Consider the following 13374-nt stretch of genomic DNA (forward strand, 5'->3'; position numbering starts at 1 on the left):
CGCTCAACAACGCCACCCTCGTCGAGATTCTGAATGACGTCATGATTCTGTCTAACACCGAGAACCTTAATATGGTGTTTCGCGCCGTCGACTAAATGCCTCGACGTAGCGCGCGCGCGCCTCGGGTAGGGGCTTGTCCCCTAGATCGCGCGCCAGATGCCGCTCTAGGAAATATCCCGTGGTTTTGAACGCCAGCGCAATATCCGCATCGCTCGCATCCCCTTCCCCACGTAAAACGGGCGACAATGGCAGCATTTTATCAACCCACTCCCCCGCCCCTTCTCGGGTCACGGCACGCCCCGTTTTCGGAGATACAAAGACCAGCCCGCTGGTCCGTCCGGTCACCGCACAGGCGCTCAGATCAAGCCCATAGCCAAGCTCGTCTAACAGGCTGATTTCCCATTGAAGATAGGCCAATGGCCACAAATCCCCCTGCCCCAATAGATCCAGAAGCGCTTCAGTTCGACGATATAGTGGCGGATGCGCTTCGCGTTCGGGCAATGCAAAGGCAAGCAGCCCCGTCACCGCATTCAACCCCGCAAGGCTCAGCCGATCATGCATAGCCAATGCGGCACGGCTGCGGACGGGCTCTACAGTAAACGCGCCGATATGATCCTCAAGCCGCGCGCGCCATGCGATGTCTAACTGCGCACCCGGTTGGAGAATTGGGGCAATCTTGCGACTGGTACCGCCGCGCACGATCCCAGCGTGGCGGCCGCGCTCGGGGGTGAACACCTCGATGATGGCCGATGTCTCACCATGGCGGCGCGCGCTTAGCAAAATGCCTTGATCGCGCCATTCCATCAGCTCAACCCGTCCTCATGTAGCAGATGCCGACCCTGCCTGTCCTCTACCTCGATCACCCATAGGTCCGGATCAAAACTGCGCTGTCGGCTGATCGACGCATCAACCTCCGGCTCCTGTCCGCTTGTCATTTCGACCCAGGTCCGCCCACCAGAGATTAAATCGAAACTTTTCTGAAAAAGCTGTGCATTTCCATCGAGCGTTGCGAGCTTCACCAACACAGCGCCGCCGGTGTCATCCCCATGCGCGACCACGAACGCAGGAATATCATACACCCGCAGCCGCGCCAGATAGGCATCGACCCAGAACCGCGCGGTCAGCCGGGCCATGACAGCCCCGTCGTTCCAAATGGTGTAAAATCCTCCCCGAAGGGTCGGGCCGCACCAGATCTAGACATTGCCGTCTTTGAACTCCAACCCCATCTCGGAGTAGCGCTCCGCCTCGTCCAGCCAGTTCGGGCGCACTTTGACCTGCAAAAACAGGTGCACTTTCCGCCCCAGAAACTCTTCAAGCTCCTCGCGAGAGGCTTTGCTGACCGCCTTGATCGTCTCGCCCTTGCTGCCAAGCACGATCCCCTTGTGACCGTCGCGCACCACGTAGATCAACTGATCCACCCGCGCAGAGCCGTCTTTACGCTCTTCCCAGTTCTCCGTCTCGACCGTTAGCTGATAGGGCAGCTCCTGATGCAGACGCAGGGTCAGCTTCTCGCGGGTCATTTCGGCGGCGATCATGCGCATAGGCAGATCTGCAATCTGATCTTCGGGATAGAGCCACGGCCCTTCGGGCAATTCGCCCGCCAACCAGTGGCGCAACGTATCCACACCATGCCCCCGCTCGGCCGAAATCATGAATGTTTCGGCAAAATCATAGCGGTCGTTCATCTCTTTGCTCAGCCCCAACAGGACCGGTGCCTCGACACGGTCGATCTTGTTGATCGCAAGCGCGACCTTGCGCCCCTGACCGATGTCAGCGAGGCCTTCCAGGATACGTTCGACCCCTTCGGTGATCCCGCGGTTGGCCTCGATCAGCAGAATGACAACATCGGCATCCGCAGCGCCCCCCCAAGCCGCGGCGACCATGGCGCGGTCCAGACGGCGACGGGGCTGGAACAGACCGGGCGTATCCACGAACACAAGCTGGCTTTCCCCTTCCATCGCGACCCCACGAATACGGGCGCGTGTGGTCTGCACCTTATGGGTCACGATCGACACTTTCGCGCCGACCATGCGGTTCAGCAACGTCGATTTGCCCGCGTTGGGCTCGCCGATCAGGGCGATAAATCCGGCGCGCGTGGTCATGAGGGTCTCTCCAATTGGGCCAAGAGCGTCTTGGCAGCGGCCTGTTCGGCCTGGCGTTTCGATGGGGCTGACGCGACGGCGCTGGCCCCGTTTTCAATCCGGGCGGTAATGGTAAACACCGGGGCGTGGTCTGGCCCCTGCCGGTCGGTCTGAACATAGGCGGGGGGCGGTAATCCGCGCGCTTGCGCCCATTCTTGCAGCGCGGTCTTGGCGTCGCGGGCGTCTTGCTTGACCTGCATCACACGGTCACCCCACAATCGCAGGATCAACGCTTTGGCCTCGTCAAATCCGCCATCCAGATAGACAGCCGCGATGATAGCCTCGATCGCGTCCCCCAACAACGCCTGCTTGCGGCGGCCGCCAGACAACATCTCTGATCGGCCAAGCTTGAGCACAGCGCCCATGTCGATCTCGCGCGCGACCTCGGCGCAGGCTTCCTTGCGCACCAATGCGTTGAACCGCGGGGCCAGTTGCCCTTCGGTTGCGGCCGGGTCAAGTTTCAGCAGCGCTTCGGCCATCACCAGCCCCAGAACGCGATCCCCCAGAAACTCGAGCCGCTGGTTGTCGTCACGATTGGCCGACGACATAGAGGCATGGGTCACCGCACGGTTCAACAGCTCCGGCTTGGCAAAGTGGTACCCGATGCGGCCTTCAAAGGCCCGGAGATCAGCATTTAACTTCACTTGATCGCCTTAAAGAAACGATCGCTGCGCCATGTCCAGAAGAACAACATCGACCGACCGGCCGAGCTGAACATGATCCGGTCCGCGCGACCGATCAGGTTTTCATACGGCACGAAACCGACGCCACCGGCCTGCTGTGCCAGACGGCTATCGGCAGAGTTGTCGCGGTTGTCGCCCATGAAAAAGTAATGCCCTTCTGGCACCGTGTAGACACCGGTATTGTCCGACGCCTGATTGCCAATGTTCAGGATCGCATGTTCGACCCCGTTAGGGAGCACTTCGATCTGACGGGATTTTTCGCATACACCACCGGCACCGACGGCACCGTTCTCGCAACGCGGACGCATACCCTGCGGGCCCTGACGGTCCATCACCTCTTCGAAGACACCATCGTCACGCAATTCGACCGCCGTGCCATTGATGCTAACCACACCGTCGGTGATCTGAACCTTGTCACCCGGCAAGCCGATCAGACGCTTGATGTAATCGCGGCCAGACACGGGGTGACGGAAGACCACCACATCGCCCCGCTCGGGCTCTGACCCGAACAAACGGGTGTTGTCGCCGTCAAACACACCGCAGACGTCTTTCGCGTCGACCTCAATGCCGAACCGCGGCATCATCACGCTGGGACAGGAGGCGTAGGAATAGCCATAGGCCATTTTGTTCACGAAAAGGAAATCCCCGATCAACAACGTCTCTTTCATCGACCCCGAAGGGATCCAGAAAGGCTGGAAAAACAGGGTCCGAAAGACCCCTGCGATCAACAGCGCATAGACGATTGTTTTGATGGTTTCGACAAAGGCGTTGCCGGTTTTCTCTTTGGCGGCCATTTTGGCGCTCCTGTTCATGCGTTCGAGCGTTACATGCGGGTGCCATTGACGCAAGTCAAGCAACCCTGCCCCCGATCCATCGACCGAATGGGCCATGATCTGCCGTTAGGTCTGAATACCTGCCTTCGGGCGGGCTTCGATGACGACAAAGGCCTGCGCCCAGGGATGGTCATCTGTCAGCGTGACGTGAATGATCGCCTCGTGGCCGTCGGGTGTCATCTTGGCCAAACGCTCCGCCGCCCAGCCGGTGACCTCCATCACGGGCTGGCCGGTGCGCAGGTTGCTCACCGCCATATCGCGCCAAGCGATGCCCATGCGTAGACCGGTGCCGAGCGCCTTTGAACACGCCTCTTTCGCGGCCCAGCGTTTGGCGTAGGTGCCCGCGACATCACGGCGACGTTCGGCCTTTAGCTGTTCGACCTCGGTGAACACACGATTGCGGAAACGGTCGCCAAAGCGGTCCAGCGTGCCTTGAATCCGTTCGATATTCGCGAGGTCGGTGCCGATTCCCAAAATCATGCCGCGCCCTCAGCCCTTGCGGGCGTCATCCATCAGGCGGCGCATCTCGGCGATGGCGGGGCCGAGACCCAGAAAGATCGCTTCGCCAATCAGAAAATGCCCGATGTTCAGCTCTTGAACCTCGGGGAAAGCTGCGACGGGGCTAACGGTATCATAGGTGAGACCGTGGCCCGCGTGCACCTCAAGCCCCAGATCATGGGCGAACTTTGACATCTCTTCGAGCTTTTGCAGCTCCTTTTGCGCTTCCTCCCAATGTCCTTCGGCATAGGCGTCGCAATAGGCACCGGTGTGCAGTTCGATCACCTCTGCCCCGATGCGGTTCGCCGCCTCGATCTGGCGCTGATCGGCGGCGATGAAGATGCTGACGCGGCTGCCCGCCTCGCGCAGAGGAGCAATGAAATGCGCCAGCCGGTTTTCCTCGCGTGCGACTTCAAGTCCGCCTTCGGTTGTCCGCTCTTCGCGCTTTTCCGGCACGATGCAAACGGCATGGGGTTTGTGGCGCAGGGCGATGGCCTGCATCTCTTCCGTGGCGGCCATCTCGAAGTTGAGCGGCACGTTCAACACCTCTTGCAGCCCTTCGATATCCGCATCGGTGATGTGGCGTCGATCCTCCCGCAGGTGCGCGGTGATGCCATCAGCGCCTGCCTCTTGCGCGGCGCGGGCCGCGCGCAGCGGGTCCGGATAGGCACCGCCGCGCGCATTCCGCACAGTCGCCACGTGGTCAATATTTACGCCCAGCCGAAGCTTACCTTGTGCCGCCATGGTCTTTCCCCTCCAGAGCCGCCTGCTCTGCCTTGCGTTTCGCCTCTGCCTTGGCCGAGGCTTTCTTTTTCAACAAATCGAACTTGGCCTTGATCGCGCCCTTGCGCCGCTTTTGATAGGCCCGCAGCAAGGGCACGGCCAGATAATAGGCGATCGTGGCGCAGATCATGCCGGGCACGATGCCCCCGATCAGATACGGATAGAACACCTGATGCCAGAAGACCTCAAGCCCCGACCAATCCATGTCACGGCTGGTAAAGATCGCCACAAAGTTGGCCAATAAATCGTGACCGGCGTCAAAGAATTTGCCCCCAAAGGACCGATGCTCCCCCGTCCGCATGTGGGAACCGAGAATCCAGTGCCCCATGGACAGCGATGACAACCCGATCGGGACATAGGTCAGCGGGTTGCCAAAAAACGTCCCCATCAATGCGGCCAGCAGATTGCCCCGCATGACACGCGACACCAGCGCCGCCACGATAAAATGCATACCGTAGAAGGGCGTAAACGTGGTAAAAACACCGGCCCAGATGCCACGCGCAATGCGTTCGGGCGTATCGGGCAAGCGGCGCATCCGGTGTTTGACATAGTGAAACGCCCGCGTCCAACCACCCCGAGGCCACATGAATTCAGCCATCGCGCGCACTGTCGGCTTTGGATCGCGGCGTTTGAAAATCAACAGTTCGTCCTTGGGTCAGTGCAGTCAGGGCGGATCATGCGTCTTTGGTACCTGCCTTGAACAAGTCGGGGTTCCGGTATCGGCTGATCTCGGCGACCTCACTCTCGGCCTCCAACATCGGGATCAAAGAATGCAGATGCGCAATGTCTCGCAGTTCTACGTAGATCAACAACCGGTAAAAGTCAGGCTTGCGGTCCAAAAATTCCAGATCCGCGATATTGGCAGAGGATTGGCCGATGAGCGTACAAATCCGCCCCAGCACGCCCGCCCCGTTGCCGATGGTCAGATCCAGTGTCGCCCCATAGATCGCGGGATGTGGCCCGTCGTGCCAACGCAGATCCAGCCAGCGTTCGGGCTGGTCCTCGTAATGCGACAGACGCTCGCAATCGATGGTGTGGATTTTGACGCCCTGCCCGCGGAAGGTGATGCCGACAATGCGTTCCCCCGGCAGCGCCTGACAACAAGGCGACCGGTCAAAGGATTGCCCCGCTTCCAGCCCCACCACCGCGCGCTTGCGGTCGACATGTTCGCCGGGTTTGGGGCGCAGGTTGGGATAGACGGCCTGCACCACCTCTTGGCCCGTCAGTTCGGCAGAGCCAAGTTGCGCCAAAAGTTCCTCCGCGCTGGAGAGGCGCAGGTTGCGCGCCGCGGTGCGCAGCACTTTCTCCGTCGCCGATTTATTCATCTGCTCGAAGGCAGAGCGGGCAAGTTCGCGTCCAAGGCTGACAAAGCGCGCGCGATCCAGTTCACGCAGCGACCGACGGATCGCCGTCTTGGCCTTGCCCGTCGTTGCGATATCCAGCCATGTCGCCTGCGGTGTCTGACCTTGCGCGGTGATAATTTCGATCGATTGGCCGTTTTTCACCCGCGTCCACAAAGGCACGCGCATCCCGTCGATCTTGGCGCCCACGCAGGCAGACCCGATTCGCGTATGGATCGCATAGGCGAAATCAATCGGCGTCGCCCCACGCGGCAGCTTGACCACCTCGCCCTTGGGGGTAAAGCAGAACACCTGATCGGCGTACATCTCAAGCTTGACCGCTTCGAGGAAATCTTCGTGATCCTCCTCTGAATCGAGCTGCTCTGTCAGTTGCGCGACCCATTTGACCGGATCAACAGCAAAGGGGTTCCGCGACCGCACGCCGTCACGATAGGACCAATGCGCCGCCACACCGGATTCAGCGACATCATGCATCTGCCGCGTTCTGATCTGCACCTCGACCCGTTTGCCGTCACGGCCAGAGACGGTGGTATGGATCGACCGGTAACCGTTCGTCTTGGGCTGGCTGATGTAATCCTTGAACCGACCCGGCACGGCCCGCCAGCGCCGATGGATGGTGCCAAGCGCGCGATAACATTCATCCTCCGAGGTGGTGATAACGCGGAAACCGTAAATATCCGATAAACGGGAAAAGGATTGCTGCTTTTCCTGCATCTTGCGCCAGATCGAATACGGTTTTTTCGCCCGCCCAAAGACTTCGGCCTCGATCCCGGCTTTCTCAAGCTCGTGCCGCATGTCGCCGGTGATTCGCTGGATGACATCGCCCGTTTCGCGCTGAAGGGTGATAAAGCGCCGGATGATCGACTGCCGCCCTTCGGGGTTGAGCACGCGAAAGGCCAGATCCTCAAGCTCTTCGCGCATCCATTGCATCCCCATACGCCCCGCAAGAGGTGCATAGATATCCATCGTTTCACGAGCTTTCTGGATCTGCTTGTCAGGGCGCATCGACTTGATCGTGCGCATATTATGCAACCGATCCGCCAACTTAACCAAAATGACCCGCAGATCTTTCGACATTGCCATGAACAGCTTGCGAAAGTTCTCGGCCTGTTTTGTCTCGTTGGAATTCAGTTGCAGGTTGGTCAGCTTGGTCACACCATCGACCAGTTCAGCGACATCATGCCCGAACTTTTCATCGACGCTGCTATAGGACGCTTTCGTGTCCTCGATCGTGTCGTGCAGCAATGCGGTGATGATGGTCGCGTCATCCAGCTGCTGTTCGGTCAAAATGGCCGCGACAGAGACCGGATGCGTGAAATAGGGCTCTCCGGAATGACGGAACTGGCCCTCGTGCATCTGCTGGCCATATTCATAGGCCAGCCTGATCTGATTTTCGTTCGTCTTAGGGTTATAGGCGCGCACAAGCGCGATAAGGTCGTCAGCCGTAATGTCGGCGGTATTCATACCTGTCCTGCCTATAAGCCCCGAAGGGCGCGGGCCTTAGCCCTGCCCTTGTGCCGCCATCAACTGCCGCAGCAGCATTTCTTCGGACATGCTGTCCTCTTCGGGCTTGTCTTGCTCAGCCCCCATAAGAAGCGCCATTGCGTCCTCTTCGGGTTCATCAACCTCGATCTGGTTCTGGTTGCTTTCGATCAGGCGCTCGCGCAGCTCATCGGCCGATTGGGTTTCATCCGCAATCTCGCGCAGGGACACGACAGGGTTTTTGTCGTTATCGCGATCAACAGTGACCGTAGAACCAGCCGCAATTTCACGCGCACGATGCGCGGCAAGCATGACAAGCTCGAACCGGTTCGGCACTTTATCTACACAATCTTCGACAGTGACGCGGGCCATGGGGATGCTCCAATCATGAATGCTGCAAGAAGCCGACTATTTAGAAGCCATCGGCGGAATTTACAAGGGCCTATTCCAGCGGCCATACCCCCTTTTTATCTGCCTCTGGCAGGTCATTCAACATCTCGCGAACGGTTTTGCCGATCAGGGGGTGACACCAGTCCGGCGCGATGTCCGCCAGCGGCACCAAAACAAAGGCACGATCTTGAAGCCGCGGGTGCGGTAGGATCAGCTGGTCAGGCGCTTTGGCCATCTGCTGTTCAAGCGGAATCTCCCGCCAATCGGTCTGGGTCTGGACATCCGGCAACACCACATCCCCCATCGCGATTAGATCCAGATCGACCGTCCGAGGGGCCCAACGGCTTTGCCGCTCGCGCCCAAGCTCTGCTTCGACGGCATGAAGAATAGCTAAAACTTGATCCGGCTCCCGTTCCACCCTTATACTAGCGGTTGTATTTACGAAATTCGGACCCGACCCCTCGGGAAACGCATAGGTTGAGTAAAATGGGCTAAGAGCGACAACCCGCACGCCCATACCAACCATAATATCAAGGGCCCGTCGCAGAGTTTCTGCCGGCCCTCCCGCAACTGATGATTGATTGCTCCCGAGGGCGATCAGCGCGCACTTGCCGATTTCACCCCCCTTGGGGTCAGGGATGGCCAATGTCTTCACTTGCTGCCTCTCGAAAAAACCTTAGTTAGTATTGTATTCATAGTCGGAAACTAAATTTGAAACATTTCGTTTTATAGCGGCTCTACACGACGCAAATTTCCGAACGACGTGTATTAGGAAGGCACTTCATGTTCTACAAGGACGAACGGCTCGCTTTATTCATCGACGGCTCCAACCTTTACGCAGCTGCCAAGAACCTGGGTTTTGACATTGATTACAAGCTACTGCGGCAGGAGTTCATGCGCCGCGGCAAACTGCTGCGTGCCTTTTACTACACCGCTTTGCTGGAAAATGACGAATACTCTCCCATACGCCCGCTGGTCGACTGGCTGAACTATAACGGGTTCTCCATGGTGACCAAGCCGGCCAAGGAATACACCGACAGCATGGGCCGCCGGAAGGTCAAGGGGAACATGGATATCGAGCTTGCGGTCGACGCGATGGAGCTTGCGCCACATCTTGATCATATCGTGATCTTCTCCGGTGACGGCGACTTCCGCCCGTTGGTCGAAAGCCTGCAGCGCCAAGGCGTACGCGTCTCTGTCGTCAGCACGATCCGCAGCCAACCGCCCATGATCTCGGACGAGCTGCGCCGCCAAGTGGACAACTTTATCGAACTCGAAGACCTGCGCGACGTCATTGGCCGGCCTCCACGTGAAACATCTGACGAATAACCCGCGACGGCGCGCCTAAATCTCCGCATCCCTCATGCCCCCGCAGTACGTGCGCGCGCATTTGAAGCATCAGACTGTGCCGCCGCTGGTCTGGACGATGCGCCGCGCAACCCTTACCTATGGCCCATGCCCAAGGAGAGTGTGATGACCAAACCGCCTTTGACCCTGTATCTTGCCGCGCCACGCGGGTTCTGTGCGGGCGTCGACCGCGCAATCAAGATCGTCGAAATGGCCATCGAGAAATGGGGCGCGCCGGTTTATGTGCGCCACGAGATCGTGCACAATAAATTCGTCGTCGACGGGCTGCGCGAACGGGGTGCGATCTTTGTCGAGGAACTGTCGGAATGCCCCGATGATCGGCCCGTGATATTCTCGGCGCACGGCGTACCGAAAGCCGTACCCGCCAAGGCCGAGGCACGCAATATGGTCTATGTCGACGCGACCTGCCCGCTTGTCTCGAAGGTGCATATCGAGGCGCAACGCCACGCCGACGCCGGGCTGCAGATGATCATGATCGGCCACGCGGGCCATCCCGAAACCATTGGCACCATGGGGCAGCTCCCCCCGGGCGAGGTTCTGCTGGTCGAAACGCCCGCCGATGTCGAAACCGTCGAGGTGCGAGACCCGAGCAAGCTGGCCTATGTCACACAGACAACGTTAAGCGTTGATGACACAGCCGAGATTGTCGCCGCCCTGAACAAACGTTTCCCGAAGATCATCGGGCCGCACAAAGAAGACATCTGCTACGCCACGACCAACCGTCAAGAAGCGGTGAAGGCAATGGCACCGATATGTGATGCGATGCTTGTTGTAGGCGCGCCAAACTCATCGAACTCCCGCCGTCTGGTCGAGGTCGGATCGCGTGCGGGCTGCGATTACGCCCAACTGGTGCAGCGCGCGACGGACATCGATTGGCGCAGCCTCGAGGGGATCAAAAGCATCGGGATCACCGCCGGTGCCTCGGCCCCCGAACAGCTTATCAACGAGGTCATTGACGCGTTCAAAGACCGATATGATGTGACCACCGAAATGGTCGAAACCGCGGTAGAGAATGTGGAATTCAAAGTCCCCCGTGTGCTGCGGGTACCCGCATGACCGGCATCCCCCGCGCGCCGCTTTGGCTTGGCCTTGCCGGGCTTACTCCCTTTGTCTGGGGGGCCTTGACCGGGCTGGTTGATCCCTTGGCGAACTGGGGCGCGGCGACGTTCGGCGGCCGTTTTGTCGGGCCATATATACAGTTGTTCTACGGCACGATTATTCTTTCCTTCATGTCCGGCGTGCTATGGGGATTCGCAACCAAGACCAGCGGGGCGAAGGCGACGGCCGGCTATATCCTCGCCGTGATCCCGGCGCTTTGGGCGTTCTTCATGACAAGCGGCGGCCCCGTGGGTGCGGGGCTGAACCTGATGTTCGGTTTTGCGGGTCTACTGGTCCTTGATGCCGCCTTCTGGCACTGGCGTCTTGCGCCGCGCTGGTGGCTAAAGCTGCGCACGCTTCTGACCGCCATCGTGCTGGCGTGTCTGGCTGTGGGCGTCTTTCTGTAGCAGCGAAACTTGCGGGCGGGGCGTAGATTAGGCTGGACGCCCCCACGCCAGACTGGATAAGGCAGCCCCATGACCAAGCTGATTGCATATACTGATGGTGCCTGTTCCGGCAATCCCGGCCCCGGTGGCTGGGGTGCCCTGATGCGGGCGATGGATGGTGACAAGATCGTTAAGGAGCGCGAGTTGAAAGGCGGCGAACCCGCCACCACCAACAACCGGATGGAGCTGATGGCCGCCATCAGCGCGCTCGAAGCGCTAGCCCGCCCGACCGAGATCACGATCGTCACCGACAGCAACTATGTCAAAAATGGCATCACCGGCTGGATCTACGGCTGGAAGAAAAACGGCTGGAAGAATGCCGCTAAAAAGCCTGTCAAAAACGCGGAGCTTTGGCAGCGGCTGGATGCGGCAAATGCGCGGCATCAGGTCACCTGGGAATGGGTCAAAGGCCACGCTGGCCATCCCGAGAACGAGCGCGCCGATGAACTGGCGCGGGCGGGCATGGCCCCGTTCAAAACCAAATGAGCCTGATCACCCTGCTGGAATATGCCTCCGTTCTGGTCTTTGCGATTACGGGGGCGCTGGTCGCCAGCCGCGCCCAGCTTGACCTTGTAGGCTTCGCCTTTATCGCCTGTCTCACGGCCTTGGGCGGCGGCACACTGCGCGACCTGTTGCTGGATCGAAACCCGATTTTCTGGATTGCGAACCCTACCCATCTCGCCGTGGGCGTCACTGCCGCGATGGTGGTTTTCTTTACCGCGCATCTTCTCGAAAGCCGCTATCGCGCGCTGCTATGGCTCGATTCCGTGGCGCTCGCCGTGGCGGTTGCTGCGGGTACGGGTGTGGCGATCTCGCTTGATCAATCCGCTGTGGTCGTGGTGCTGATGGGGATGATCACAGGCTGCATGGGCGGGTTGATGCGCGATGTTGTCGTGGGGGAAGTGCCGCTTGTTCTGCAACAGGGTGAACTGTATGTGACCGCCGCTTTCGCCGGCGCCGCAACCGCTGTCATCATCCGTAGCATTCTGGGCGACGATGCGCTGGCGCTGTTTGCCGGTGCATGCATGACATGGATTTTGCGTGCCGGATCGCTGTATTTCGGGTGGCACCTACCCGTGTACAAAAGCCGCCCGCCGCGGGTGTAACGTTACTTTCGACGCCAGTGAAACGGCACGATGATCAGCGCCCCGATAGAGGACGCGATGGCGTTCATGCCGGCCGAGTTAAACCCGAAGCCGAACATCAACCGCACGAAATAAAACAGAAAAGCGCCGCCCACGCAGATGATGATCGAGGCAAGATAGCCGTTGCGGGTAAAGCCTGACTTTTCGGCGAAAAAGCCGACAAGCCCCGCGATCACAACCGTGCCAATAAGCGTCGGAAGCATGATTTACCCTTTGCTTAGAACTGTGCCCGCAGCAATCTGCGCACCACGCTGGAACGTTTGCGCATCTTGCGCCGCTTTCCCCGCCCGTTGCAAGCGGATCAGCTGAACCGCACCCTCCCCGCAACCGACGCGCAGAGTGTCATCCAGAACCTCGCCCGCTGCACCCTCGCCCTCGGCAAGCTTCGATGCCAGCACCTTCACCCGCGTGCCGTCCAGATCGAACCATGCACCAGGAAACGGCGACAATCCCCTGATTTGCCGGTCCACCTCTGTTGCGGGGCGCGACCAATCGATCCGCGCCTCGGCCTTGTCAATTTTGCTGGCATAGGTCACGCCCTCTTCGGGCTGCGGTTCCGGTTGCAGGTCAGGCAGATGCCGAAGTGCTTCCACGATCAACTCGGCGCCCATGGCGCTTAGTCGGTCATGCAGTTCGATCGTCGTCTCGGTGGTGCGGATCGGCGTCGCGGCGCGCAACAGCACGGGCCCCGTGTCCAGCCCCGCCTCCATCTGCATGATGCACACACCCGTTTCAACGTCGCCCGCCATGATCGCCCGATGGATCGGCGCGGCACCCCGCCATCGGGGCAACAAACTCGCGTGGATATTCAGGCACCCGGATTTCGGCGCATCCAGAACGGCTTGGGGCAAAATCAGACCATAGGCCACAACAACAGCCACATCCGCGCCGAGCGCTGCAAACTCCGCCTGCGCTTCGGCGGTTTTTAACGAAACGGGGTGACGTACCAATAACCCCAAAGCCTCTGCCCGTTGCTGAACCGGGCTGGGGCGGTCCTTTTTGCCTCGCCCTGCAGGGCGCGGCGGCTGGCAATAGACGGCGGCGATTTCGTGGCCGGCCAAGACCAACGCATCCAACACTGGCACTGAAAAATCAGGTGTTCCCATAAAGATAACACGCATCGAACACTTCCCTTCAAACCGTAGA

At 59.6% G+C, this 13374-nt stretch carries 18 protein-coding genes; 5 read left to right on the forward strand and 13 right to left on the reverse strand.

Features of this window, described 5'->3' with window-relative positions:
- Nucleotides 1–66: 66 nt before the first annotated feature.
- The 11 genes from recO to folK all read right to left on the reverse strand — a co-directional run bounded on the left by recO (nucleotide 67) and on the right by folK (nucleotide 8826).
- Complete coding sequence (gene recO, locus C1J04_RS14315) at nucleotides 67–804, reverse strand: DNA repair protein RecO (RefSeq protein ID WP_009825332.1); 738 nt, start codon at nucleotides 802–804, stop codon at nucleotides 67–69.
- Nucleotides 804–1133: a DUF1491 family protein gene (locus C1J04_RS14320; RefSeq protein ID WP_009825333.1), complete on the reverse strand. Its 330-nt coding sequence runs from the start codon at nucleotides 1131–1133 to the stop codon at nucleotides 804–806. Before C1J04_RS14320 ends, recO begins: the two co-directional genes overlap by 1 nt.
- A gap of 60 nt (nucleotides 1134–1193) precedes the next feature.
- Nucleotides 1194–2102 (reverse strand): GTPase Era, encoded by a 909-nt coding sequence (gene era / locus C1J04_RS14325; protein WP_005849932.1) that lies wholly within the window; start codon nucleotides 2100–2102, stop codon nucleotides 1194–1196.
- Nucleotides 2099–2785 (reverse strand): ribonuclease III, encoded by a 687-nt coding sequence (gene rnc, locus C1J04_RS14330; RefSeq protein WP_005849933.1) that lies wholly within the window; start codon nucleotides 2783–2785, stop codon nucleotides 2099–2101. Before rnc ends, era begins: the two co-directional genes overlap by 4 nt.
- Nucleotides 2782–3618: a signal peptidase I gene (gene lepB, locus C1J04_RS14335; protein WP_005849934.1), complete on the reverse strand. Its 837-nt coding sequence runs from the start codon at nucleotides 3616–3618 to the stop codon at nucleotides 2782–2784. Before lepB ends, rnc begins: the two co-directional genes overlap by 4 nt.
- Nucleotides 3619–3723: 105 nt before the next feature.
- A complete protein-coding gene (gene acpS / locus C1J04_RS14340) occupies nucleotides 3724–4137 on the reverse strand; it encodes a holo-ACP synthase (RefSeq protein ID WP_005849935.1) in 414 nt (137 codons plus the stop codon).
- A gap of 9 nt (nucleotides 4138–4146) precedes the next feature.
- Complete coding sequence (locus C1J04_RS14345; RefSeq protein WP_009825335.1) at nucleotides 4147–4899, reverse strand: pyridoxine 5'-phosphate synthase; 753 nt, start codon at nucleotides 4897–4899, stop codon at nucleotides 4147–4149.
- The gene (locus C1J04_RS14350) at nucleotides 4883–5578 is read right to left on the reverse strand and encodes a DUF2062 domain-containing protein (RefSeq protein WP_005849937.1); all 696 of its coding nucleotides are present in this window, start codon (nucleotides 5576–5578) and stop codon (nucleotides 4883–4885) included. The genes C1J04_RS14345 and C1J04_RS14350 overlap by 17 nt, the downstream gene beginning before the upstream one ends.
- Before the next feature lie 34 nt (nucleotides 5579–5612).
- Nucleotides 5613–7763 (reverse strand): RelA/SpoT family protein, encoded by a 2151-nt coding sequence (locus C1J04_RS14355; protein WP_009825337.1) that lies wholly within the window; start codon nucleotides 7761–7763, stop codon nucleotides 5613–5615.
- Nucleotides 7764–7799: 36 nt separating this feature from the next.
- Complete coding sequence (rpoZ, locus tag C1J04_RS14360) at nucleotides 7800–8153, reverse strand: DNA-directed RNA polymerase subunit omega (protein WP_005849941.1); 354 nt, start codon at nucleotides 8151–8153, stop codon at nucleotides 7800–7802.
- Between the two features lie 70 nt (nucleotides 8154–8223).
- A complete protein-coding gene (gene folK / locus C1J04_RS14365) occupies nucleotides 8224–8826 on the reverse strand; it encodes a 2-amino-4-hydroxy-6-hydroxymethyldihydropteridine diphosphokinase (protein ID WP_367582011.1) in 603 nt (200 codons plus the stop codon).
- Between the two features lie 128 nt (nucleotides 8827–8954).
- On the opposite strand from folK, the gene C1J04_RS14370 reads away from it, so the two are divergent.
- From C1J04_RS14370 to C1J04_RS14390, 5 genes are all read left to right on the forward strand, one after another.
- Complete coding sequence (locus C1J04_RS14370) at nucleotides 8955–9500, forward strand: LabA-like NYN domain-containing protein (protein WP_005849944.1); 546 nt, start codon at nucleotides 8955–8957, stop codon at nucleotides 9498–9500.
- A gap of 144 nt (nucleotides 9501–9644) precedes the next feature.
- Nucleotides 9645–10595 carry a 4-hydroxy-3-methylbut-2-enyl diphosphate reductase gene (gene ispH, locus C1J04_RS14375; RefSeq protein ID WP_037953919.1) on the forward strand — a complete coding sequence of 317 codons (951 nt, stop codon included), beginning with the start codon at nucleotides 9645–9647 and terminating at the stop codon, nucleotides 10593–10595.
- Nucleotides 10592–11044: a DUF3429 domain-containing protein gene (locus tag C1J04_RS14380; RefSeq protein ID WP_009825340.1), complete on the forward strand. Its 453-nt coding sequence runs from the start codon at nucleotides 10592–10594 to the stop codon at nucleotides 11042–11044. The genes ispH and C1J04_RS14380 overlap by 4 nt, the downstream gene beginning before the upstream one ends.
- Before the next feature lie 69 nt (nucleotides 11045–11113).
- Nucleotides 11114–11569 carry a ribonuclease HI gene (gene rnhA, locus C1J04_RS14385; protein ID WP_005849948.1) on the forward strand — a complete coding sequence of 152 codons (456 nt, stop codon included), beginning with the start codon at nucleotides 11114–11116 and terminating at the stop codon, nucleotides 11567–11569.
- Entirely contained in the window at nucleotides 11566–12189 is a 624-nt protein-coding gene (locus C1J04_RS14390) for a trimeric intracellular cation channel family protein (protein ID WP_009825341.1), read from the forward strand. Before rnhA ends, C1J04_RS14390 begins: the two co-directional genes overlap by 4 nt.
- A gap of 2 nt (nucleotides 12190–12191) precedes the next feature.
- Here C1J04_RS14390 and C1J04_RS14395 read toward each other — a convergent pair whose 3' ends face one another.
- Together C1J04_RS14395 and fmt are read right to left on the reverse strand one after the other, a co-directional pair.
- Nucleotides 12192–12431, reverse strand: a complete 240-nt coding sequence (locus C1J04_RS14395; protein ID WP_005849950.1) for a hypothetical protein — start codon at nucleotides 12429–12431, stop codon at nucleotides 12192–12194.
- A gap of 3 nt (nucleotides 12432–12434) precedes the next feature.
- Nucleotides 12435–13349 (reverse strand): methionyl-tRNA formyltransferase, encoded by a 915-nt coding sequence (gene fmt / locus C1J04_RS14400; protein ID WP_037953922.1) that lies wholly within the window; start codon nucleotides 13347–13349, stop codon nucleotides 12435–12437.
- Between the last annotated feature and the right edge of the window lie 25 nt (nucleotides 13350–13374).

The sequence above is a fragment of the Sulfitobacter sp. SK025 genome (assembly GCF_003352105.1).
GTDB lineage: Bacteria > Pseudomonadota > Alphaproteobacteria > Rhodobacterales > Rhodobacteraceae > Sulfitobacter > Sulfitobacter pontiacus.